Here is a 25,183-nt window from a genome sequence, read left to right as displayed (position 1 = left end):
CATGAAACGGAGACTTTACCTATTGATGCTGGCAGGCGCGGGATTGTTTTCCTGTGACAAGGATTTCCTCCAGCGCGACCCCAAGACGTCCCTCACGGAAGAAACGTTCTTCAAGTCGGTGAGCGATCTGGAAACCTACAGCAACGGCTTCTATAATTTTGTCGGAGCGAATTACTCGGATATTTTTTCCGACAACATCGCCCTCAATACCGGCTCCAGCGAAACGGATAACCTGATCCGTGGCGGTATCACGGCGGCGACTGTCGGCGGATGGAACAACTGGGGCGACCTGCGCCGCATCAACCTGATGCTGAAAAATGTCGGTCAGGCGACAGGCGATCCCACCCAGATTCGCCATTTCACCGGTATTGCCCGTTTTTTCCGCGCCTTGTTTTACTACGACATGGTGAAGCGGTACGGCGATGTACCCTGGTACTCGACCGTCCTCGGCACCGGTGATGAAAAGCTGCTGTATAAGGCAAAAGATCCGCGTACGGTAGTCGTAGACTCGGTGATGAAAGACCTGGAATATGCCGTTGCGAATATCCAGGCGTCGGGAACGAATACCCGCGTGACCCGCTGGGCCGCGCTGACGATCCTCGCCCGTACTGCCCTGCACGAAGGTACCTACCGGAAATACCACACCGAACTGAATCTGCAGGGTACTGCACAGGCGTTTCTCGAACGGGCGGCATCGGCTTCTCTGACTATCATGACGGATGGCGGGTTCGCGCTTTCGGCCGACTACCGCGGCCTTTTCACCAGCAACAACCTCGACGCGAACAAGGAAGTCATCTTCCTCCAGAAAAACAGCCAGAGCAACGGTATCGCGAATAATACCCATACCGTCCTCGACTGGCAATGGGCGCTGAGCGGGCAACTGGCTGACGAGTTTCTGATGGCTGACGGAACGCCATACACGTCGCAGGCCAACTACGCGACGAAGACCTTCGTCGACATGTTCAAAAACCGGGACCCGCGGCTGACGGAAACGATCATGTCTCCGGGATTTTCGACGACGCCGTCTACCAACGCACCGTACCTCATCAAGCCCGGCTTCGGTGGATTGCTGCAGGTGAAATTCTATCCCCGCGATCCGTCGCTTCGCGGAGGCTGGAACCTCAACTACACCGATCTCCCGATTTACCGCTTCGGCGAAGTACTGCTCATTCATGCCGAGGCGAAAGCGGAGCTGGGTACCCTGACGCAAAGCGATCTGGATAAGACAGTCGGCCTGCTCCGGACCCGTGTAGGCATGCCGAAGCTGGATCTCGCCGCGGCCAACGCCGCGCCGGATGCCTATCTGGCGGTTGCTTACCCCGGTGTCACTGGCGCTAACAAGGGCGTGATCCTCGAAATCCGCCGGGAGCGGCGGGTAGAGCTGGCCTGCGAGGGCTTCCGGTATGACGACCTGTTCCGCTGGAAAGCCGGCAAGCTGCTGGAGAAAAACAGCCAGGGTATTTACGTGCCGGCGCTCGGGGCGCTGGATGTTACCGGAGACGGTGTGGAAGACATCGCCATCCTCGAAGCGCAGGGCAAGGAAGAGCCCCTGGCGTCGGTTCCGGAAGCCATTCGTGCGAAGCTGGTAAAGTATTATCTGACCGAAGGCTCCTTTTATCTATCGAACGGCACTTCCGGGAAAATCCTTTTCACGAAGGATAAGTCCCAGCCGCGGCAGTTTGTCGAGCCGAAATACTACGCAAGACCGATTCCGCTGCAGCAACTGGTGCTGAATCCGAACCTGATCCAGCCGTCGGGCTGGGAATAACTCCGAATGGGAGAAGGCCGCTCCTTCTCCCATTTACTCTTTACTTCTTATGTCGCTGATTTACAGATTACTGTTGTGTTGGGGAATGGCGCTTTCGGCCTCAGGGCAGACGGTCTATTCCGGAAAAGTACTGGCCGACGGCCGCCCGCTCAAAGGCGTAGCCGTCACCGATGGCCGCTCGGTAGTCCTCACCTCGCAGGACGGCGGGTACTCGTTGACGAGTGAAAAAACGCCCCGTTTTCTGACGGTTACGGTGCCGGACGGTTTCGCAGCCGACTCGTTTTTCCGGGCCGTACGTCCGGGGGTGACGAACTATTCATTCGGTCTGAAAGCCATTCCCCGAAAAAAGAATATCTCCTTTTTGCACATCGCCGATACCGAAACGGCGGAGTATGGCGACTGGATCGACAACCTCAAGGCCTATAACCGGGATAACCGCCCTGATTTTCTGATGCATACGGGGGATATCTGCTACGAGCCGGGGTTGCGGTTTCATGCGAAGAACGTCACTACTGCCACCATGGGCCTGCCTGTTTACTACGGCATCGGTAACCATGACCTATTGAAAGGGTCTTACGGCGGCGAATGGTTGTATGAGGAGCTATTCGGACCCGTGATGTACTCATTTGAAAAGGGAAATGTGCATTTTGTAGTTGCGCCGATGCTGTCGGGAGACCACCGGCCGTCGTATACTCCGGAAGACGTAGTGCGCTGGATCAAGGCCGATCTGGCGGTGATTCCGAAAGGAAAGCCGGTGATTATTTTCAGCCACGACCTCTGGTCAGACGGAAAGAAACTTGAACTGAAAGCGAAGGACGGCTCTTCCGTCAACTTCCTGGATTACAATACCAAAGCCTTTATTTACGGGCACTGGCATATCAACCACGTGTACCCGATTCCGGGAACGAACGTTCTGACAATCTGCGCCTCCACACCTGACAAAGGCGGCATTGATCACTCGCCGTCGGTTTTTCAGGTGTTTGACGTTGATACCCAGGGGAATATCAGGATGGAAAACCGATATAGCTATGCCGCCGATCAACTGACGCTTGTTTCTCCGATGCCGGGTATGACCAACCGGTCGGCGAATCTGTTATCAGTCAACGCCTACCAGACGAATTCACCTTATGCTTCGCTCCGGGCGGAAATTGTACGCAACGGTAAGCCAGCCGGGAAGGTGGTTCTGAAACAACAATCTTCTTGGAATTGGCAGGCAACCTTGCCGTCAGCGCTCGCGCCGGGAGACTATTCCGTCCGCCTCAGCGGCACGTTGAAAAACGGTGCGAAGGTCAATCGCGGGAGTACCTTTTCTATTCAGAGCGACAACGAGCAGGTATCTTCCGGTGAATGGAAAGGACTGCGGGGCAATGCCGCGCACGATGCGCTGCCAAACCAGCCGACCGGTGCATGGCGCCATCTCTGGACTGCCCATGCAGGCGGCGAAACCTTCATGACATCGCCGGTAGTCCGGAACGGATACCTGGTGACAGCCACAATCGACGATTCGAACCTGGAAAAACAGGGTATTGTCGGGTTTGATCTTCAAACCGGCCGTGAAGCCTGGCGGTTCAAGACGGAAAATTCTGTGAAAAACAGCCTGACGGTTGATGGAAACGCCGTCATCGCTACGGATTCATATGGCATTACCTATGCTTTGAATATCGCGGACGGGAAACTCCTCTGGAAAAGCGCCTCGTCAATGGGATTCCTGCCGGCGTTTGTCAGCGGTATCTGCTCGGAAAATGGCGTGGTATTCACCGGCATGGGCAATGGCCTGAAGGCATTGAAAACAAGCGACGGCGCCGAAATCTGGAAAGGCGGCGGCTGGCACGGTGGCGAGGGTACTTCATCGACGCTCACGGTGGGCGACGGCGTCCTCGTTTCGTCTGCGCACTGGCGTGGTTTGTACGGAAACGACGCGGCAACGGGCAAGCTCCTCTGGAAGCACGAAGACAACAGCCTGCGTTTCCGGGATGGATCGGCGACGTATCAGGGAGGGCTGTTTCACCTGTTTTCGACGGAAACGTATTACGCGCTGTCACCGAAGACAGGAGAAATTGTCCGGCAGTTCAAACTACCCGTTCATTTCCATGCGGCGTCCGCGCCGATCGTGGTTGACAACCTGCTGCTGACGGGTTCGAGCGACGGCGGTTTGGTGGCGATTGAAGCTTCGACGGGTAAAATCACCTGGCAGGCAGCCACCGGCGCACCGCTTTTTTACACCGTCCCATACAACAAAAAGAAGGAAGCCAGTGTCGAGGCGTCTCCGGTTGTGACAGGCAAAACAGTACTGTTTGGCGCGTCAGACGGGTATTTCTACGCCGTATCGCTGGCCGATGGACATATTATTCAAAAAATCAATCTTGGCGCGCCGGTATTTTCGACACCGGCTGTCGTAGGCAAGCAGGTCTATGTCTCTGACTTTTCCGGCAATGTCCACGCCTTTTCTGTAGAATAGTGTATCTGGTTTTGTTCGGGTAACGGGCCCGGTTCTCTTTCGGGAGAATCCGGGCCTGTTCCTTTTCAGGGACTCAGCTGCGCGAAGATGGCATGCGCCGCTGCGACGCGGGCCTGGTTGGGATAGCTCTTGTTGGCGAGGATGACGACGCCCGTTTTCAACGCCGGAATAAAGACTACATACCCGCCAAAGCCGTTGGTGGAGCCGGTTTTGTTGATCCAGACATTGGGCCCGGGGGCTATTGGCGGATTCTGTTGCGTTACAGGGTGTTGTTCGAGCGCGACGGTGGGGGAATTGCCTGCGAGCAATGTCGGCAGATCGGCCCGCCAGGCGTATTGTTCCCACATCAAGTCCTGCGTCATGCCTCCCAGCGATACATAGCCGACATGCGTATTCGTAATCGCGCGGGTCAGTTTGGCATTGACAGGCGTCACAAAAAGCTGAATATCCACGTAGCGGAGTAAATCTTCCGCGTCTGTTTTGATGCCATATGCTTCCGATGCGAACGGGCCTGGATTCACCCGTACCGGCTCGTTTTTCGAGTTATACCCTTGTGCATACTTTTCCATTTCGGTTTCCGGAACGCGTACATAGGTATGGCGCATGCCGAGCTGGGGAAGTAGTTTTTTCTCCATAGCGTCGTCAAAAGGCAGCTTGAGCGCAGCGGCGGCGGCGCGACCGAATACCCCTGTTCCGGGGTTGGAATACGACCGGAAGGTTCCCGGCGTATGGGCAGGTTTCCAGTTCCGGAGATATTCTGTTAGCTGCGTTTCATCGCGAACCTCATCCGGAACCTGGAGGGGCAGTCCGCCGGTGGTATGCGTACCCGCCTGAATGAGCGATATCTGGTCGAAAGCGGTGCCTTTCAGCGCAGGGAGGTATTTGCTGACGGGATCGGTCAGGCGCAGGTGATTCGTCGTCTCCGCAAACGCGGCGAGTGTAGCAGTGAAGGTTTTGCTGATCGAACCTACTTCGAAGAGCGTTTTGGGAGAGACCGGCTGCCCGGTTTCTTTGGAAGCGACGCCATAGGTGTAGAACTGGTGCTTTCCGTCGACCGTAATGCCGACGATCATACCGGGAATGCCGTACTCCTCCATCAGCGGCCGGATGATCGGATCGATTTTTTCCTGAAGCGGCGATTGTCCGTAAACAAGGGAAGTAACAAACGTTAAAAAGAGCAACAACGGGCGATGTACCATATATGATTCAGAATGCGGCGCGGCGGCGCCGGTGAACGGGAAGTGAATGATTCGAAACTACCTCAAAACGAGGAGGCTGTCAATCTGTAACGAGCGGAAGCGGCGAATTCTTATGCAACGGTTGGGCAGGAATACACTGATCGGACATCCGTTCAAATCAGGGGAAAAACCCCGTTTTTGGACCACTTGACCCCGAAAACATAGCTTTTCGGAGCCAGATGGGCGATGTTTGCGGGGTAAATCGTGCCAATATGAAAAAGTTACTGCCCTTTCTCCCTCTGTTGATTTTTTCTGCCTGCAAGGTGACTTCGCCCCGGACTTCGGGGACGATCCGTGCGCAGATTGTTCAGGAAGGACTACTCGATTGTTTTGAAAACGGGCTCGCCAATGCCGACGGAAGTCCGGTTACATGTGAAGGCTCCGCAATTTTGTTTGACGGGCAGTCGGTGCTGGTGGCGAGCGACAAGGATATTCCCGGAGAGCGGTCGTCCATATTCGTCTGGCGGCTCGAAAACGGAAGGCCCGATACCCTCCGGCGGGGCGGGGCGCTGATCAATCCCGTCCTGAAAAAGGCAACCAAGTTTGAAGAGTTTGCCCGCACGCCGGATAACAAACACGTGCTGCTGACGACGGGCTTCGACCGCGTCAGGCCTGGAAGTACTTCCTGGGATAATTACAACTGCCTGATATACTGGCCAATGGGCGAAGCTGCGAAGGCGAAAATGTATGGAGGCGAGACATCGGTCGGCCTTCGCAGTGCTTTCTCGAAAGTACTGGCCGGCCCCGCGTTTCCGGATGGTGTGCCCTATTTCAAAACCGAAGGACTTACCGCTACGAAGGACAGGCTCTACTGGGGTATCCGCGAAGAAGGGAAGAAATACGACGACTTTACCCACAAAATCAAGGTAGTAAGCGTCGGATACCGGTTTTACGGGGATAGCCTGGCGCTGGCGAACGATTGGTCGGTCGTAGCAGACATACACGTCTCAGAACCCGGATTACCTGAACCGCTTGCGATTTCGAGTATTGAATTTGATCCGCACCGTAACCGGTTCTGGATACTGACATCCTATGAAAAAGGCAGCGACCTGGCGTCGTTTTTGTGGACGGCGACGCTGGAAGAATTCAGGGCAGGTAAGCTGACGCCCGTCCGGGACGACGCAGGTCAGCCGCTGCGGTTTCGCCATAAAGGTGAAGACCTGACCTTCACCGACGCCCGGCATCTGATGGTGATTCACGACGAGGACAGGGCGCAGATTCCTGTCAACGGAAAAGTACGCCAGCTGAACCAAACGCCGTATTCCATTGTCCGTATTGAATAAAAACAGGTTGTGTGATACAGATTGCCATTATCAGTGATGTCCATGCCAATTTGCCGGCGCTGGAAGCGGTGCTGGCCGATATCGAAGCCAGGAAGATTGAGCAGGTATACTGCCTCGGCGACCTTGTGGATTTCGCGCCGTATGGAAACGAAGTAATATCGCTGTTCCGGAACCGGAAAATTCCGTGTTTGCTGGGAAATCACGACGAGCGGATCGCGTTTGATCTCCCCGTTTTTCCGCTGTCACATCATGACGCCGTCGAGACCGGTAGCCGGTTCGAAGCTATCGCACAGAGTAAGCATACCGTCACTACCGAAAACAAAGCCTGGCTGGCGCAGTTGCCGTTTCAGCTGGAAATTGTATTCCGGATCGGGGAGAAGGCGAAGCGTATACTACTCGTACACGCCAGTCCCTGGAGCAACGATACTTATGTATACGAACGCGATCCGAAAGCGGATATTCTTGCATTTTTACGGCAACGGGAGGCCGCTATGCTGGTAATGGGACATACGCATGTGTCTTATATCCAGTCGTTTCAGGAGACTGTACTCGTCAATTGCGGTTCAGTGGGCCGCAGCAAAGAGCCGGATCGGAAGGCCTGTTATGCAATCCTGGAGATCACTGAAGCCGGTATTCGCCCGGAAATAATCAAACTGAGCTATGACGTCGGAACGTTGGTCAACGCCATCCGCAAAAGCCCTATTCCGGACTTTTACGCCGACTTTTTCCTGGATAACTGACGAATAGGTATATAAGAACGACCGTCCCGCCCCGTCCTGTCAAAACCCGGTTACCCTAGCGGGTTTCCGGGTTTTTCCATGTTATTTTGCAGGTATTACCTCTGAACCGCGGGTTTGGTTGGCCATTCCTGCAAAATCGTCTGAAATGATTCGTTTTTTACTTGCCAGTTGCTGTGCGGTATTGCTGACCGCCGGCGTGTCTCTCGCGCAATCTAGGATTACCGGTAACGTCACCGACGCCCAATCGGGCGCGGTGCTGCCCTTTGCCAGCGTGCGCCTGTTCCGACAGGCGGATCAATCGCTGGTGACCGGCGCCGTAACCGACGAGAAGGGGAACTTTACGCTGAAGGCGGCTACCGGATCGTATTATGCATTGCTGGAGTTTGTGGGCTATCAGCCATTGAAAACCAACGTAATACAGGTTCAGAAGCAGGCGGTGGATCTGGGTGTGATTTCGCTGAAGCCTTCTGCCAATAACCTGGATGAAGTAGTTGTTCAGGCGGAAAAGAGTTCGATGGAAATGACGCTCGACAAGAAAGTCTTCCATGTCGGAAAAGACCTGGCGAACGCCGGAGGTACGGCGTCGGACATTCTCAGCAACGTGCCGTCTGTAGCCGTGGATGTGGAGGGAAATGTGAGTCTCCGTGGCAGCAGCGCGGTACGTATCCTGATCGACGGGAAGCCGTCCGGGCTGGTGAGTATCAAAGGCGGCAGCGGTTTGCAGCAATTGCAGGGAAGCGCCGTGGAGCGTATCGAAGTCATCACGAACCCTTCGGCCCGGTATGAAGCGGAGGGGATGGGCGGTATCATCAACATCGTCCTCAAAAAGGAAAAAAAAGAAGGATTCAACGGTTCATTCGACATCATCACCGGGTATCCGACGAATTACGGGGCGGCGGCCAACGTCAATTACCGCCGGAAAAACCTGAATTTCTTCGTCAACTACTCCATGTCGTACCGGAATACTCCCGGACGGAGCGACCAGTACCAGGAAGTGTACCGGAACGACAGTACGTTTGTTACCCAGCAGCATTCCACCAACCACCTCAAGGGTATGTACAACAATGCCCGGGCAGGTCTGGACTATTATTTCGACGAAAAGAACATCCTGACGGCGTCCTATACCTACCGGATCAGCAAGGGAAAGCGGTTTTCGGATATCCGGTACCAGGATTACCTGTTTAACCTGTCGAAGCCCACCGGCACGACCTACCGTACCCAGGACGAAACCGAAACGGAGCCTAACTCCGAATACGCGCTGACCTATAAAAAGACCTTTGCTCGACAGGGGCATGAGCTTTCCGCTGATGTTCGTTTTCTGGATAACTGGGAAAGTTCCGACCAATATTTCACCCAGAAAACCACGAAGCCGGACGGTACGCCGGCCGCTGCCGGTATACTCCAGCATTCGCTCAACGATGAGACGGAGAAGCAATGGCTCGGCCAGGTAGACTACGTCCGGCCGTTTGCCAAAGACGGAAAGCTTGAATTAGGCGGGCGTACCAGCTTCCGGAAGATGACGAACGACTATGCTGTTACCCAGCAAAACGAATCCGGTGGCTGGGATCCGATTGCCGGTCTGACCAATAATTTCGTTTACGATGAGCAGATTCACGCGCTCTATGGAATACTTGGCAACAAAGTCAGCCGCTTTTCCTTTCAGGCAGGTCTCCGGGCGGAATGGACGAACGTAACAACTACGCTCAAGCAGACCAACGATGTGAATCCCCGGCATTACGCCAACCTGTTCCCGAGCGTACACGTGACTTACGACCTGCCCCGGCAAAACGCGTTGCAGTTGAGCTACAGTCGCCGCGTCCGCCGCCCGCAGTACAACGACCTCAGCCCGTTCATGACCTATAGCGACAGCCGGAATTATTGGAGCGGGAACCCCGATCTGAATCCTGAGTTTACGAACGCGTTTGAGTTCGGGCATATCAAGTATTTCGAGAAGGGATCGTTTACATCGTCGGTGTACTACCGGCATACCGACGGGAAAATCGTCCGGATCCGGCAGGTGGATGAGAACGGCAATGCCCGTACACGACCGGAAAACCTCGCGACCGAAAATTCATTCGGTGCCGAATTCACCAGTTCCTATGCTTTTTTCAAATGGTGGAAGCTGGACGGAAGTTTGAACTTCTTCCGGGCCATTACCGACGGCGCCAACCTCGATACGGGTTACAAGGCCGATACCTATAGCTGGTTTGCGCGTGCGACGTCCCGCTTTACGATTTTGCAGGGGACGGATTTCCAGTTGAGAGGAAACTACGAAGCCCCTCAGCAGACGCCGCAGGGAAAGCGGAAGGCGATTGCGACGCTCGATATCGCCGTCAGCAAAGACGTCCTCAAAAACAACGGAACGATCACGCTCAACGTCCTCGACGTCTTCAACTCGCGCCGCTTCCGGACCATCACCCAGGGAGACAACTTCTACACAGAGAATAATTCCCAGGGCCGTCTCCGCCAGATCAACCTGACGTTTAACTACCGCCTCCGCCAGGCGAAAAAGAAGGTGAAGGAGTCGGCGGAAGGGGAGTTTTAGGGAGTTTAGGGTTTGGAGTTGAGGGTTTAGAGTTTAGGGTTTGGAGTCAGGCATTGTTGCGTGATAGCTACTGCCGAATCCGCCTGCCGCCGTGCGTAGCATCCGCTACGCACTTTTTAGTTGGTAGGCTGAGCCTACCGCGACGTGCTTCCGCTCTTTCCCACTAAATCTGTCCGTATAGTGGAGGGTTTGGAGTCAGGTATTGTTGCGTGGTAGCTACTACCGAATCCGCCTGCCGCCGTGCGTAGCATCCGCTACGCATTTTTTAGTTGGTAGGCTGAGCCTACTGCTGCGCTGATAATAAAGCATAAGGGGCTAAACTATAGCCATCCCCCGTCACCAACCCTAAACTCTAAACTCTCTCAACCCCCTCACTCCGTCTTCAACGCCTCAGCCGGATTCCTCTTCGCGGTGCGCCACGCGACGCCACCGACGGTCAGGAACGCCAGCACGCAGACGATACCCAGCGCAGTAGCAAAGAGGCCAGCCTGTAAGGGAATCCGGTATGCGTAGCCTTCCAGCCATTTATTCATCAGCCAGCCGGCCAGCGGTGCCGCCAGGGCGAATCCGATGAGGGTGAGCCGGCCAAATTCCTTTCCGAAAAGCCACAATACCTGCCCGGTGGATGCACCGAGAATTTTCCGGACACCTATTTCCTTCTTCCGCGCTTCCGCAACAAACCGCACCAGCCCATATAACCCCAGGCAGGAAGTAAACAAAGCAATCAGGCCGAGTATGCGTGTTATGGCGAAGAGTACATTTTCGGTGGTATAGAATCCGGCGATGAGGTCTTCAACAGGTGTGGAGCGAAAAATACCCTCCGGATACAGGTGGCGCCAATGTGCCTCGATTTCAGGCATACTATTTCTGCCGGACGCCACAGCCGCCTGTTTGGCGAAGCGGGTATCATTCAGAATCGTCAGCGGACGGACCGGCTCGCGGAAGGGCGCCGAACGGAAGTCGGCGACCACGCCCACAATGCGTTTTTCCCAGCCCATTACGCGCATTCGCTGGCGGAGAACGCCGTCGGCCGTCATTCCCAGCGCGCGGACGAAGCTCTCGTTGACCAGTACTTCCGTGCTATCGCCCGACGTCAAATTCCTGCCGGCACGTAACCGGAGGCCAAAGACGGGGAGGTAGTTGTGGTCGCCCACCCGCAATTGCGTTCCCGCTTTTTCGGGGCTGGTCCGTGATCCGAACGTGAACGGTGTCTGCTCCAGTTGAAAGGATGCCGGCGCCTGATCACATAAACTGACGCCCGTTACGCCGGGCAGGCCTGCCAGCTCACGCTGGAGGGTTTCCGGCCGGGACGGAGCCGGAATCAGCGCGATGGACTGCGTCCGAAAGCCCAGATCCGACTGCTGCATGAAACTCAATTGCCGCCACACGGCCAGAATACCGATCAGGAAAAACAGCGTGATAAAAAACTGCGTGACAACCAATGCTTTCCGGACCGATAGCCGACCTGCCTGCCGGTAGGTGAGCCTGTTTTTCAGCGAGTCGGATACGTTGAAGCCGGATTGAATCCAGGCCGGATATCCTCCCGCCAGCAACGTTATTCCGACGAGGAGAAGTATAAACCAGGAAAAAGGGCGCGCGCGGAGTAAATGGCTCACCGACAGGTCAGCGCCCAGCATGTGCAGCGCCCGGTTCAGGAACGGTAGCACGGCCTCGGCCAGAAACAGAGCCAGAACGGCTACAATAGCAGTCAGTAAGACCGTTTCTGTCATAAACTGAAGAATCAGTTGCCGCCTGGAACTTCCGGAAGCCTTCCGGATACCGATCTCCCGGCCGCGACGGAGCGACTGTGCGGTAGCAATGTTTACAAAATTGAGGCAGGCAGACACAACCAGCAGTACGCCCATCGCCATGATAGCGTACAGCAAAGGCCTCGGCGCCGGTCCGCTTCGCTCATGACACAGATCGGAAAGAGGCAGTGCGCGGAAGCGGAAGGTGCCGTCCCCGGCCTGGTATTTTTTTTCGAGCAGGGGAAACGCTGCTTGAAGATCCTGTATCCGGGCTCCTTCCCGTAGCAGCACAAAACACATCGAACGGAGGCGGCTCCAGTCGGGAGAAAGTTCCGGTACCGTAGCCAGCGATATCAGTGCGTCGAAACGCAGCTGGGTATTGGAGGGTGGGTTGCCGATAATGCCGGTAACGGTCAGGTCCGTTTTACCATCCAGACGGATCGTCTTACCAAGCGGATTCGTTTTCCCGAAATACTTGGCTGCATACCGTTCGCTGAGGACTACCTCTGCCGGGCGGGAAAGTGCGCGCATGCGATCTCCCGCCTGCCACCGGACGTCAAAAACCCGGAGGTACGACGGCTCCGTCAGGCAAATATTCCGGGATTCCTCGAAGCGGTTGGCACCGACGGAAAGTACCTTTCCGAACAACGTTTCGAGACGAACCGCATCTTCGACCAGGGAATAATCCTGCCGGAGCGCCTCCCCCAACGGCCGCGGCGTCGCATCCGTTTCGACGGTATTTTCGCGCTTTACGTCGGTCACAACCCAGGCGATACGGGCTGCATTTGGGTGATACCGGTCGAAGCTGAAGAGGTAATCCACCAGCAGAAACAGGACCAGTCCGGCAGCCAGGCCGACGGCCAGTCCGCTTACCTGAACGAACGCCGTCACTTTTCGCCGGAGCAGCGAACGTACCGCCAGATGCCAGTAATGGGCTTGCAGCAGCGATGTTTTCGCTTTTTTTTCGGGCTCATACAACGGCCCGATCGTTCGTTTCCGCCGGAAAGGTGACAAAAACGAGAAAACATCCCTCGCATAACGGATACGTGCATACGTAACGTTTCGCTCTTCAGCCCTGCGCTCAAAGAGTTCGAGCAAATCTCCTTCGATTTCTTCTCTTTCCCGGGGATTGAAAAACAGAGTGAGGAGGGCATTGGCCCAGCGGGGCGGTGTCAGGCGATTTCCCATACAAGCGCAGGTATGCGGTTCCAGAAAGCATTTCGGATGTCGCGGGTTTCGCGGAGGGCCTTTTTGCCGGCGGTTGTAATGTCGAAGAGACGCTTGCGGCGTCCGCCGCGGAGCGCAGTCGCACCGCCCAGCTCAGACCGGAGAAATCCTTTTTCTTCCAGGCGGTAGAGGACGGTATGGACGGCGCTGATGTGTACATCGCGACCGGTTTGCGCGGCCAGGACGTCCGCAATGGCCACGCCATATGCCTCTGTGCCCAGGCAGCAGACGGCGAGGAGGATAAGTTCCTCCAATTCACCGAGATATAGACCTTTCATGGTTTAAAGGATTTATTTCTTTCATAAATGTAAAACAAATAAAACAAGGGAAAATCATTTTACCTAAAATTTTAGTTTAAAAAAGAGCAAACCCCGGACAGGAGGAGAGCGTTATATTCGTCCAAACCGATAATACGCTGCCATGACACATGAATTTCTCCGCCTTGCCGGCGTTCGCTATCCGATTGTTCAGGCGCCGATGCTGGGTGTCACCACGCCGGAAATGGTTGCGGCAGTTGCCGAAGCCGGCGGGTTGGGTTCGCTGCCTGTCGGGGGACTTTCTCCCGAAAAAACCGAAGAACTCATCCGGCAGACCCGTAAGCTGACATCCAAACCCTTCGCCGTGAATCTCTTTGCGCATCGTATTCCGGAAATGCCGGAGCTACAGGCCATGCGGGAGTTTCTGGATGACCTGGCCGGGGACCTGGGCCTGGCAGTATCGGCGGAGCTGCCGGCGCGGCATTATACCTACTCGGATCAGATCGAGGTACTGGTTCGGGAGCAGATACGGTTTGTCAGTTTTACGTTCGGCGTACCGGACGACGAAGCGCTGAACCGTCTCCGTGAAAACGGTGCGGTTCTTAATGGTACTGCTACCAGTTTGAAAGAGGCATTGTATCTGGACGAAAAAGACGTCCAAGTCATTACTGTTCAGGGAATTGAAGCAGGAGGGCACCGCGGTAGTTTTCTGGAGGAAGAACCGCTGCCGCAAGTAGGGCTGATGGCGCTGCTGCCAACCGTAGCCGATCGGATTCAGCGGCCTGTTCTGGCTGCAGGAGCGATATCTTCCGGGAAGTCGGCCTGTGCGGCGATGCTGCTGGGCGCGGCCGGTGTTCAGGTAGGTACGCTGTTTGTAGGCAGTCACGAAAGCAGGGCAATTGCCGCCTGGAAGGAACAATTGCAGCGAGCAGTAGATACGGATACGGTGCTGACGCGGGCGTTTTCCGGTCGCTGGGCACGCGGATTGCGCAATGAAATGCAGGAAACGATCGAAGCGTCGGGCATTCCGATTCCGGACTACCCCTTTCAAAACAGCCTCAGTACGGCATTGCGACAGGAAGCACAACGGCGCGACGACGGCCGGTTTACAAATCTCTGGGCAGGGCAGAACCCTTTCCGTGCGCCGATGGAGCCGGCGGCAGCGATTATTCGCCAGCTGGTAGAGGAAATGAAGTCTCTGGAACTAAAAAATAAGGTATTCATCGAATAATAAACTAGTACTAATATACTATAAATACTGTATTGTTACTGAAATTATAATACCAATTATCGTGTGTTTATGTCTATTTGTCGACTGATGGAGGCCTAACGTCGAAATACGGGGTTGCGAAGGCAGAGTAGAAAGGTATGTTTGATTGATGTTTGGTTACTAACATTCCTTTCTATGCCGAGGGGTGACCCTCACAAAACCACCTGTATGATACGTTTATTGCTAAGGTTTGTCTCCGGCAAACCCAGGGTGCATTATGCCCTGATTCTTCCCCTTCTGTTAACCGCTTTTTCTGCACTTTCGCAGTGCCCGGCATCGATTCAGAATGCTTCGACGTCTGCCACACCGGCAACATGCCCGTCAAACGGTACGGTTTCGATCAGTTCGAATGTATCGGGAAATGCGGGTGCGACGTATCAGATCGTCTCCGGGCCGGCGTCCGGCGGGTATCAGACGACCGCCCAAAGCGGAACCACGTTTACAAGCCTGCCTCCGGGTGCGTATACCTTCCGGATTACCTGTGGAACAGCTACTACGGACGTGTCGGCTACGATCGACAATCAGTATACGCCGCTACAGTTGTCGACCGCCGTTTCCAATCTCTGCCAGAACGGTCAGGCCGGCGGGACCATCACGGCGTCGGCTACCGGCGGCAACCCGGGTTCGACCGGTCTGCAGTATGCTTTTTTGTTATCTGATCAACCCAATGCCGATGACGCACAGTTTACCTATTCCTCCTCCGCGACTTTTCAGGCGACTGCCTACGGCACGTATCAGGTTCGTGTAAAGGACGCCTGTAACAACTTCGTAACCAGGACCGTAGAGCTGGCGCCGTTGAGTCCTGCCGGGCATGTCGGTTTCAACAAGACCGGTTATACCTGCTCGACTACCACGTACAGTGCCTACCTCACCCGAGCCGATGACAATGTGTCCATTGATTATACTGCTTCGCCGGGTTATTACTACGAGGTATATGAACTTGCCGCGGGTGCTACGTGCGCCGTTCCGTCAGGAGGTACCCCAGTCATTGCCAAAACCATTACCCAGGCATCTGACCTTCAGTTTACCCTTTCTTCCACAGCGCCGCGCATTTTGATCCGGACGGTATCACCCTGCGGAGAAGAGACCATTGAGTGTTTTGACATTGCACCGCGGAATTTTTATTCCACCTTCGGAATCACGATGAATTGCGACGGTTCCGGTAACGTTACTGCCAATTTTCTGATGTGGGCACAACAGGATTATGTTTTTCCGATCACAGCTACCGTAACGCCCCAGGGCGGAACGCCGGTGACGCATGTCGTCGCAAACAACAACGAATTGCTGTACGCCTTTCCGGATATGCCACTGGCGGCGTCGTATACCTATACGCTGACCGACGCCTGCGGGCAGGTATTCACGGACACCGTCACAGCCCCCACAGCCGGCGACGGTTTTGCTGTTAATGTAACCAGCGGTTCACTCAGCTGTGTGAATACAGTCGGTTTGAAGCAGGTAGAGCTTTACCTGCGGGGTTACAACCCTGGCGTAAGTGGAGCCGCGATTGAAGTACGCGACGCCGGCGGCAATGTGGTATATACCGGAACGGGTAGCTACGACGGCTATATAGCCCTGCCTCCCCTGGCTCCCGGTACCTACTCGATTCATATTGTGCCAAGCAGCGGTTCCTGCGCGCCGCTCGACGCATCTTTTGTGATCAGCGATACAGATAGTCCCCCGTTGAATTTCACTCTTTCTGCCACTGCTACGCAGCTGTGCGGAGGAACAGGATCGATTACGTCCACGCTGATATACAACGGATCCCAAACCATCACCTATGCCCTGCTCGACGGCAGCGGCGCTACCGTGAGCACGAATACTTCCGGTACGTTTATTAACCTGCCGGCGGGTACCTACACCGTTCAGGCAACGGCTAACTACGCTTCCTGCGGTATTCCGAACCTTACCGGGCAAGTACAGCAGACCATCCAACCCGCCGGAACGGCGCCGGTAGTGACGAAAAAGCTTGGCGTCATCTGCGAAAATGCAGATGGTACACCGATGTCGACCGGCAAGGCCATCTTCCAGTTCTCCGGTTTCGGACCGTTTAAAGTTGAGATGAAGAAGACAACGGAACCGGAAACGGCCTATGTCGTGAAAGGAACGAACGTACCGGCGGATTTCACCGCTGATGGGCTCGATGCCGGAACCGACTACGACGTCCGGATTACCGACCAATGCGGCAACACGGCTGTTACCCAGGTATCGATCGGTGCGTTGCTGCCGCTCAACCTGACCAACCAGTATCAGCCCTGCCAGGGTCAGCCCTATGTGCTGGGTGTCGAGGACGTCGTCGATGCCACCTACACCTGGGAAAAGAACGGAACGGTCATCGCTACATCCCGCGAGGTGACATTCCCGAGCTACAATGCCTCGAACGATGGAAGCTACATCTGCACGGTGGTCCTGGCAGGTGGCTGCGTGACCCGAAAGATTACCGTCAACCTCAGCAGTACCCAATGCGGCGCGGTTCTGCCGGTTACGCTGGTGTACTTCAAGGCGCGGGTCGAAAATTGCGGCGCGACACTGGAATGGCGTACGGCAAAGGAGGATGGATTTGACTACTTCCTCATCGAAAAAAGTGCAGATGCACGGCAATTCGGAACCGTCGGCAAACTGCCGGCAACTGGCTCCGGCCAGACTTATGTGTTCTACCAGAAGGATCTCCCGGTCGGAACCTATTACTACCGCCTGAAGATGGTAGACAAGGACGCTACCTTCGAATATAGCAAAACGGTAGGGTTGAACGTCGTGTGTGACGGATTCGCACCGGGAGCGCTCAACGTATTCCCGAACCCCGCCCGGCGTACCGACCGGATCACTGCGACGCTCCATACCCCTGATTACCGCGGACCTCTCTCGCTGACGCTTTATACCGCTACAGGCGGAAAAGTCGGACAGAAGAATATCTCTATTCAGCAGGACAATACGGAAGTCAGCGTCGAAGACCTCCTCCGCGGTCAGAAGGGCTACTTCCTGCTGAAGGCGGAAGGTTTTGGAGCGGTAAAGCTGGTGGTGGAGTAGGGTTTTGGGAGTTTGGAGTTTTGAGTTTAATGTTTTGAGTTCTGTTGACGGCCCGGTGTTTCGACCTTATTTCGAAACGCCGGGCCGCCGGCTTTTTGCGAAGCAGCGAAGACGAGCACCGCACCCCGGTGGTTGAGCTACGTCGAAACCAGCGGCAGCCGTATTTCTTTCATCCTTCCCGCTCTCGCCACGCTGGTTTCGACGTAGCTCAACCACCGGCTATTGCGCAAAGGGCCAGGAGCAGAGGGCATGGGGTTACACACCGCAACGACGACGCCGCCCCCGGTGGTTGAGCCCCGCCGAAACCACCGGCAGCCGTATTTCTTTTATCCTTCCGGCTCTCGCCACGCTGGTTTCGACGTAGCTCAACCACCGGCTATTGCGCAAAGGGCCAGGAGCAGAGGGCATGGGGTTACACACCGCAACGACGACGACGCCCCCGGTGATTGAGCCCCGTCGAAACCACCGGCAGCCGTATTTCTTTCATCCTTCCCGCTCTCGCCACGCTGGTTTCGACGGGGCTCAACCACCGGCTATTGCGCATGGGGCATGGGCATCGAGGGACAACCGAAAACAGTCAAACCGAAAACTGAAAACCCAACGTATCCTCAAACCCGTATGCACGCATACTACCTGCGCATTTATGCCGGTTTCTGCGTCTTCGGCGGGGGAAAATGGACGATAATCGGACGTTCTATTCCACTTATCGAAAAATAATTACTAGCGACTACTTGATTTTTACCTTTGAATTGACTTTTGATTAGTCTGGAATTCGAGAATTTATCCTTTCACGGCGGGGAAACCTGCAAACGATGAAAATTATGCCTGTCTTCTACCGGTTTGTGGGACACAAACCACATTATCTCGTTGTATTAGCCCTGCTTTTCCTGGCGGTAAATTCCTTCGCCCAGTGCCCCTCGAGTATTCAAAACCTGTCGGCATCTGCTACGCCGGCCACCTGCCCGTCTAACGGAACGGCTACTATCAGTTCCAACGTCACCGGAAACGCCGGCGCTACCTATCAGATTGTAACAGGCCCCTCTTCAGGCGGTTATCAGACAACGGCGCAGAGCTCGGCGACCTTTACGAGCCTTCCTCCGGGAGATTATACGTTTCGGGTGACGTGCGGATCGGCAACTGCTGACGTTTCCGTCACCATTCCGAATCAGTACACGCCGCTTTCCCTCAATGCGTCTGTTTCCAACCTGTGCCAGAACGGCGCTCAGGGCGGTACGATTACAGCTTCTGCGACCGGCGGAAACCCCGGCAGCGGCGGCCTGAAATACGCGTTCCTGCTCTCGGACGAAGCAAATGCCGACGACGCGCTGTTCAGCTATTCGTCTTCCAATACCTTCAACGCCACCCAGTTCGGAACATATCAGGTTCGGGTGAAAGACGCCTGTAATAATTTCGTGACGCGTACCGTGGAGCTGGCACCCCTTTATCCGATGGGGCACCTGAGCTTCTCCCAGACAGGGACAACCTGTACGACCAACTCCTTCCAGGCCAACCTTTCCCGCGCGGACAATGGTTTTCCGATTGACTACAAAGCTAATCCCGGCTACAAGTACGAAATCTACTCGATCGCGCCCGGCGCTGCATGTGCTGTCCCGTCAGGAGCTACGCCGCTCTTTTCGAAGACCATTACCCAGGACTCTGACCTGCAGTTTACCGTTCCCGCGACGTTGCAACGCGTAGCCATCCGGACGATTTCTCCCTGCGGAGAAGAAATTACCGAGTGTTTTGACCTTCCAACCCGGAATCTGTATGTGAGCAACGGTGTAATTCTGCCTTGCTCGCCCTCCGGTATCACGAAGCTCAACCTGCTGCTCTGGGCAGATGGCAACTTTACCTGGCCGCTGACGGCCGTCGTAACGCCGCAGGGCGGATCCCCGATTACGCATACGGTCAACGACAACGGCACGCTCAACAGCATATTTTCCAATGTGCCGTACGCGTCACAGTATGCCTATACGGTTACGGATGCCTGCGGACTGACCTATAGCGCAACGATTTATACGCCCGTTCCGTCGGATGGGCTGCAGGTCTATCCCTCTGCCGGCTATTTGTGGTGTGTCAATACCGTAGGAACGACGAAGGTGGACCTTTACGTCCGCGGTTATAACGCCGGTATCGACGGCTCGACGGTTCAGATTCTCGACGCCGGCAACAACGTTGTTTATACCACCAACAGCATTCAGGATGGCTTCATCCAGTTGCCTGCCCTCGCGCCCGGTACCTATACCCTCCGGATGACCCCGGCCAATGCGGGCTGCGCGCCGACTCAGGCTCAGTTTACCCTTAACGAAACCGATCAGCCTCCGCTGAAATTCACCCTGTCGGCCAGTACGACCCAGCTTTGCGGCGGTACCGGAAGTATCTCGGCGTCGCTGGACTACAACGGATATAACGCCGTGCGTTTTGAGCTTCTTGACGCCGGCAACAATGTGATCAGCACGAACCTGACCGGTACGTTTATCAACCTGCCGGCCGGCAACTACACCGTCCGCGGCGTAGCTGACTATACGGATTGCGGCATCGCGAACCTGGTAGCGACGAAGCCCGTCACCATCCAGCCTGCCGGAACGGCGCCGGTAGTCACCAAAAAACTCGGCGTAATCTGCGAAAATCCTGACGGCTCGCCGACCGGCGCCGGAAAGGCCATCTTCCAGTTCTCCGGTTTCGGGCCGTTTAAGGTCGAAATGAAGAAGACGACCGAACCCGAATCGGCCTATGTCGTGAAAGGCGAAAACGTGCCGTCTTCGTATACTGCCGACGGCCTCGAGGCCGGTACTGATTACGACGTCCGGATTACGGATCAGTGTGGGAATACGGCCGTTACGCAAGTGTCTATCGGTCAGCTGCTTCCGCTGAAACTATCCTCGAATGCCGAGCCCTGCGTCGGCCAGCCGTATCTGCTGAGTGTGGAAGATGTGGTCGACGCCACCTATACCTGGGAGAAAAACGGCGCGGTCATCGGTACCTCCCGCGAGATCAATTTCCCGAGCTACCAGGCCTCGAACGATGGCGCCTATGTGTGCACAGTGGTACTGGCGGGTGGCTGCGTGACGCGGAAAGTTACGGTCAACCTCAACAGCAAAAACTGCGGCAGTCCGCTGCCTGTCACGCTGGCCTATTTCAAGGCTACGGTCGAAAACTGCGGCGTAACGCTCAACTGGCTGACGTCGAAAGAAGAGAAATTTGACTACTTCCTCATCGAAAAAAGTGCAGACGCCCGTCAATTCGGTGTAGCAGGAAAACTACCCGCAGCCGGTACCGGCAATTCCTACACGTTCTACCAAAAGGACATTCCGGAAGGAACATACTACTACCGTCTGAAAATGGTGGACAAAGACGGGACGTTTGACTACAGCAAGACCGTCGGTGTGACGGTATCCTGTGATGGCTTCAAGGCCCGTTCCCTGAACGTCTTCCCGAATCCGGCGCGCTCGTCGGCCCATGTTACCGCGACGCTCCATACGCCCGACTACCGCGGCCCGGCTACGTTGACGCTGTACTCCCTCACAGGCGGAAAAATCGGACAGAAAGAAGTATCGATTTCACAAGACCGCACGGAAGTATCTGTCGACGACCTCGTGCGCGGCCGGAAGGGCTACTTCCTGCTCAAGGCCGAGAACGGAACGGCGGTTTCGCTCGGTGCGGTGAAGGTGCTTGTAGCAGAATAGTTTGGTTTGGTTGCAGTAGAGCAGGCCGTCCGTTTTGGGCGGCCTGCTCTTTTTTTTGGAGGAAGGGAAGGGCGTAAGCGGCTGCGTTCTATTTTAGGGGCAAACGTGTAAGTCATGACCCTGCGGGTACACCGTCGACAGGAACAGAAATGGCTTCGGCTATCGCTCGGAGTCGGCTCGGCGCTGACGATCTGGGCAATTGTGGTCGGGATCGTGGGCGACTCCAAATCCATCATCTTCGATGCGCTCTTCTCCCTCGTCGGCATTAGTTTGTCGGGGGTATCGCTGTTTATCACGCAGTTTGTCCGTAAGCCCGACGACGACCGCCTGCCCTTCGGACGCGCTCAGTTTGAGCCCTTTACGATAACGGTGGAGTCGTTTATCGTGATTTTTTTATGCGTGTATTCGATGGCGACGTCGGTGATTGATATTCTCAACGGCGGAAAGTCCGTCGAGTTGGACGTCGCCCTGCCGTATCTCATTACATCCATCGTGGTCTGTCTCGGGATTTGGGTATTGTTTCGGCGCAAAGCCCGGGAAATCCGGTCGGAGTACCTCCGTGTGGAAGCGACGGAGTGGCAGCTCGACGCCCTGCTGAGCCTCGGCGTATTGGCGGCGCTCTCGTTGAGCTACGTACTGGCGGGTACGGCGTATGCCTGGCTCATTCCGTACCTCGATCCCGGTACGGTCGTGGTGATCTCGCTGTTTTTCATCCGGATACCGCTGATGACCTTCCGGAAAAACATCCGCGAGCTACTCCAGTTTGCCCCCGACGACGACATCGAAAACGCCATCCACGACGCAGCCGAAGCCCTCGCCGCCGAAAAAGGTTACGAAGACCACATCGTCCGCGTCATCAAAACCGGCCGCAGCTACACGGTCGAGATCGACTTTCTCCTGCCGCAGTCGGCCGGGGAAACCTCTTTGATTGAGCTCGACGCCGTCCGGCAGGAGTTGTATGAAAGGATTAAGGGGGAATATTCGATGTGGTTGACGATTAGTTTTACGACGGAGAGGAAGTGGATGATTTAGGGGAATGAAAAGTAACGGAAAAAGCCTGTAGTAAATAGCTACAGGCTTTTTCCGTGTTAAACGTTCGCACCGTTTTTGTTAAAGGTGCCTTCTCTTATTATCTCTACATCTTCATCGAAATTATTTCGTAAAAGAAGCTGCTTTAATGTGAGAATGAATTTCTCTAATTCACGTTCTACTATTAAGTTATAATCAGAAGTTAGATCATTGAATTCACTAGGAAGTAAGTTTGATATTGCGAAATTTATCCCTGTGATAATCGTTGGAAAATCAATGAACTCGATGATGTTGTCTTTAATTATTGTCTCATGATGAATACTTCGAGGCCTTCCTGAGTAGTCGATGTCAATCTTTGTTGTAGAAAGCTTAGATTTTATTTTTTCAAACGCAATGTTGGGATCGACTACAATTTTATCAGGTATAATTATTTTTAACTTAAATTTTTCGTACTGTATCCCATTAAGTTTATATCCTTTGTTCTTTATCAGAAACTTACAAGTCGGCGCAACTAAGTTTTCGAAATATACTGCTGCCAATGTAGCAGAAGGAAAGAAATTGATATCATTATTTGAACTCGAATTAAAAGCATCTCGTATTCGAATTACTGCTTGGTTAAATTCGGCCGGCTTCGACTTATCAAACCTCGCCAAAGTAATGCCTTGAACATCTGATAATACTTTTATATCCTTTTCTATTAGGAATGCACATTTGTTGGGACCAAGCCTTCCTAAAAATAAACCTAGTTCAAATAGTATATTATCTCTAGGTTGAAGGGCAGAAGTTCCCCTGTACTCAACTTTGTCGTCTTTTGACCCAATTAGTATCCCGAAATCAAATTTCAAAGATGCTTTTAGCAAATCAGATAAAAAATTTTGATTGATTCGAAAAACAGCGCTATCCCAGACAGTATCATTCCAAATTGTAACATCAAAATCCTGTTCAAGAAGCAATTTTGCCGCATGAGCAAGCTCTAATTCTTCCGATGAAGAGCCAATAAAGAGACGCTTTTTCATTTTATATTGAGTGGATTAAATTTCGTACTTCAACCTTACTTAATTCTCGCTGGCTATCCATTATAAGCGTATCTAACTCACTCCTCAATTTCTTGAGTTGTTCAACGCAATCATCATTTTTCAACGGATATTCTCTTCCGTTCGGGCTCTGGATATCCTTTCTATATTGTGAGTCCGAAATGATTTTTTCTAGATGATATGAAATATTTTGAGCCAAATATAGCTCCGTGCCCACTGAATGTGGTAAGTTATTATTTGAAATGTCATGAACTATTGACGTGAGCTGAAAACTGTTTAATTCAATATCTGCATCGGCTTTAAGATTCTTTAACATTCTAATTCCCTTTTTTGAGCCATCTGATGTCGAATTGCCTTTCGTGTTGACAGCAGAAATATGAGCAAATGGAAAATCTTTAATTCTGGTTTCATTTTCAAAGTCGAAAAGCATGATTCCTTTTTCATTGTCTGTTGCGGTACTGCTGTGGTACCAGAAACAAAATACGATATCAACCTTTCTATGGAGATCCTTATTGAAAATAGAAATACTTTTTTTCCCACTGTCATCCACATCTTGATAAATCGACTTCAATATTTGAGTAGCTTGCTTTCGTAGCAGTTTGATATCTTCATTTGCATTTGTAGCTGTATAGGGAGAAAGGATAGGTTCTCCATTTGGCACAAAATGATATCTACTTATAATAGTAAGTAGGTCTATATCACTGTGTACTCTAATATTTGTATTGGTCGTTATTGACCCTTGATGGCGATAGTCTCGTTCAAAGTGAAGATTTAGACGTCTTTCCAAGTGATTTTGAACTCGTTCGGCAGCAAGCAAATATTTGTCATTTGATAATTTGTCAATCGGTTGAGTAATCTCTAACAGATACTTTACGTTATCCGGCAGTCCCAACCTATTGAAATACTTGGAAGTATAAAGTTCATTAAGATTTGGATCGAACTTTCTGTTTCTTAAGTTTTCTAGCCTATTGGTGTAGTTTAATATAGCCATTTTGAAAGATGTGGTTTGAAATTTGTACTATCTTTTCGTTTCAAGAATCTTTATTCTCTCATCCTTCTCCCTCAACAACGCCTCATTCAACCTCCTTATCTCCTCATACGCTTCCACTAGCTTATCTAACGGATTAAATGTCGGGTAGAAATTAAAGAATGCTGGCTGCTCACAGTTATCAAAGGAGGCGGTATTCGAAATAATATTCACCACCTTCTCCTCATCAAACTTCTGTATTGCCTCCACCGGTATCTTCAGCGCCTTCGATACCTGGTCGAGAATGGGCGCGTCGATGCGCTCGCGCTGTTCGAGGAGGGAGATTTTCTTCTGGTTCCAGTCGGTGCCCAGCTCTGCGGCGAGGGCTTCCTGCTTGATACCCAGCATTTCACGGAAACGCTTGACGTTCCGGCCTTCGTGGATTCGCATATCGGTCATAAAAGAGGCAATCTTAAGGGGAAAAATGGATACAGGTTGGAGCGGTAAGTATAGTAAATTACGGGTAAACTAAGGCCCCTATTTTACTGAAATACGCAACCGTTTACGAATTGGCTCCAGGCGGAGCAGGCTACCTTTGCTGCGTACTTCAACCCCCGATGCCATGTATCCCTCCCGTAAACTCAAAGTTCAGGAAAACATCCTCTTCACCCGGAGCATTCCTTCCCGCCGGGTAGATCTCCCGCACATCCGCCTCACCGGCAAATGGCTCGCCGAATGCGGCTTCAAGCCCGGGCAGGTGATAGAAGTACGACCGGAAGCGAATAAACTGACGATAGTGCTGGCGGAGGAGGGGAGAGAATAGCGTATGTACTTGACTGCTGTGTCTTTCTGCCGCAGTAGCCGGTGGTTGAGCACCGTCGAAACCAGCGAAGCGAGTGAGTTTAGCAT

16 protein-coding genes are annotated in these 25,183 nt (G+C 53.6%); 10 read left to right on the top strand and 6 right to left on the bottom strand.

Annotated elements, in window-relative coordinates; translation table 11 throughout:
• Window position 1 precedes the first annotated feature (1 nt).
• Both BLR09_RS01905 and BLR09_RS01900 read left to right on the top strand, forming a co-directional pair.
• Window positions 2-1,768: a RagB/SusD family nutrient uptake outer membrane protein gene (locus tag BLR09_RS01905; RefSeq protein ID WP_093196972.1), complete on the top strand. Its 1,767-nt coding sequence runs from the start codon at window positions 2-4 to the stop codon at window positions 1,766-1,768.
• 49 nt (window positions 1,769-1,817) lie between these two features.
• The gene (locus BLR09_RS01900) at window positions 1,818-4,226 is read left to right on the top strand and encodes an outer membrane protein assembly factor BamB family protein (protein ID WP_093196968.1); all 2,409 of its coding nucleotides are present in this window, start codon (window positions 1,818-1,820) and stop codon (window positions 4,224-4,226) included.
• A gap of 65 nt (window positions 4,227-4,291) precedes the next feature.
• Here BLR09_RS01900 and ampC read toward each other — a convergent pair whose 3' ends face one another.
• The gene (gene ampC, locus BLR09_RS01895) at window positions 4,292-5,425 is read right to left on the bottom strand and encodes a class C beta-lactamase (protein ID WP_093196965.1); all 1,134 of its coding nucleotides are present in this window, start codon (window positions 5,423-5,425) and stop codon (window positions 4,292-4,294) included.
• Between the two features lie 251 nt (window positions 5,426-5,676).
• Between ampC and BLR09_RS01890 the strand changes: the two genes are divergently transcribed.
• From BLR09_RS01890 to BLR09_RS01880, 3 genes are all read left to right on the top strand, one after another.
• The gene (locus BLR09_RS01890; RefSeq protein ID WP_143010993.1) at window positions 5,677-6,747 is read left to right on the top strand and encodes a hypothetical protein; all 1,071 of its coding nucleotides are present in this window, start codon (window positions 5,677-5,679) and stop codon (window positions 6,745-6,747) included.
• Between the two features lie 11 nt (window positions 6,748-6,758).
• Window positions 6,759-7,487: a metallophosphoesterase family protein gene (locus BLR09_RS01885; protein WP_093196958.1), complete on the top strand. Its 729-nt coding sequence runs from the start codon at window positions 6,759-6,761 to the stop codon at window positions 7,485-7,487.
• Between the two features lie 145 nt (window positions 7,488-7,632).
• Window positions 7,633-10,032 (top strand): TonB-dependent receptor, encoded by a 2,400-nt coding sequence (locus tag BLR09_RS01880; RefSeq protein ID WP_093196954.1) that lies wholly within the window; start codon window positions 7,633-7,635, stop codon window positions 10,030-10,032.
• Between the two features lie 371 nt (window positions 10,033-10,403).
• Here the strand turns inward: BLR09_RS01880 and BLR09_RS01875 are convergent, their stop codons facing one another.
• Both BLR09_RS01875 and BLR09_RS01870 read right to left on the bottom strand, forming a co-directional pair.
• Window positions 10,404-12,968: an ABC transporter permease gene (locus BLR09_RS01875; protein ID WP_093196950.1), complete on the bottom strand. Its 2,565-nt coding sequence runs from the start codon at window positions 12,966-12,968 to the stop codon at window positions 10,404-10,406.
• Complete coding sequence (locus BLR09_RS01870) at window positions 12,953-13,285, bottom strand: PadR family transcriptional regulator (protein WP_093196945.1); 333 nt, start codon at window positions 13,283-13,285, stop codon at window positions 12,953-12,955. Before BLR09_RS01870 ends, BLR09_RS01875 begins: the two co-directional genes overlap by 16 nt.
• Window positions 13,286-13,427: 142 nt before the next feature.
• Between BLR09_RS01870 and BLR09_RS01865 the strand changes: the two genes are divergently transcribed.
• From BLR09_RS01865 to BLR09_RS01850, 4 genes are all read left to right on the top strand, one after another.
• Window positions 13,428-14,495: an NAD(P)H-dependent flavin oxidoreductase gene (locus BLR09_RS01865; protein WP_093196941.1), complete on the top strand. Its 1,068-nt coding sequence runs from the start codon at window positions 13,428-13,430 to the stop codon at window positions 14,493-14,495.
• Between the two features lie 207 nt (window positions 14,496-14,702).
• Window positions 14,703-17,558 (top strand): immunoglobulin domain-containing protein, encoded by a 2,856-nt coding sequence (locus BLR09_RS01860; RefSeq protein WP_143010992.1) that lies wholly within the window; start codon window positions 14,703-14,705, stop codon window positions 17,556-17,558.
• 821 nt (window positions 17,559-18,379) lie between these two features.
• A complete protein-coding gene (locus BLR09_RS01855) occupies window positions 18,380-21,244 on the top strand; it encodes a hypothetical protein (protein ID WP_218126569.1) in 2,865 nt (954 codons plus the stop codon).
• A 114-nt stretch (window positions 21,245-21,358) separates the two neighbouring features.
• Complete coding sequence (locus BLR09_RS01850) at window positions 21,359-22,276, top strand: cation diffusion facilitator family transporter (protein ID WP_093196933.1); 918 nt, start codon at window positions 21,359-21,361, stop codon at window positions 22,274-22,276.
• Window positions 22,277-22,332: 56 nt separating this feature from the next.
• Here BLR09_RS01850 and cap12 read toward each other — a convergent pair whose 3' ends face one another.
• From cap12 to BLR09_RS01835, 3 genes are read right to left on the bottom strand one after another with little or no spacing between them, the layout of a single operon-like run.
• Window positions 22,333-23,289, bottom strand: a complete 957-nt coding sequence (cap12, locus tag BLR09_RS01845) for a CBASS system CD-NTase-associated NAD(+) hydrolase Cap12 (protein ID WP_093196931.1) — start codon at window positions 23,287-23,289, stop codon at window positions 22,333-22,335.
• Between the two features lies 1 nt (window position 23,290).
• Window positions 23,291-24,298: a nucleotidyltransferase-like protein gene (locus tag BLR09_RS01840; RefSeq protein ID WP_093196928.1), complete on the bottom strand. Its 1,008-nt coding sequence runs from the start codon at window positions 24,296-24,298 to the stop codon at window positions 23,291-23,293.
• A gap of 27 nt (window positions 24,299-24,325) precedes the next feature.
• Window positions 24,326-24,724, bottom strand: coding sequence for a helix-turn-helix domain-containing protein (locus BLR09_RS01835; protein ID WP_317039189.1), 399 nt, complete (start codon window positions 24,722-24,724; stop codon window positions 24,326-24,328).
• 172 nt (window positions 24,725-24,896) lie between these two features.
• Between BLR09_RS01835 and BLR09_RS01830 the strand changes: the two genes are divergently transcribed.
• The gene (locus BLR09_RS01830; protein WP_093196922.1) at window positions 24,897-25,097 is read left to right on the top strand and encodes a SymE family type I addiction module toxin; all 201 of its coding nucleotides are present in this window, start codon (window positions 24,897-24,899) and stop codon (window positions 25,095-25,097) included.
• Window positions 25,098-25,183 lie beyond the last annotated feature (86 nt).

Source organism: Siphonobacter aquaeclarae (assembly GCF_900103285.1).
Lineage (GTDB): Bacteria > Bacteroidota > Bacteroidia > Cytophagales > Spirosomataceae > Siphonobacter > Siphonobacter aquaeclarae.
Note: the sequence above shows the minus strand (reverse complement) of the source record. Positions and strands in the feature narration are given on the sequence as shown.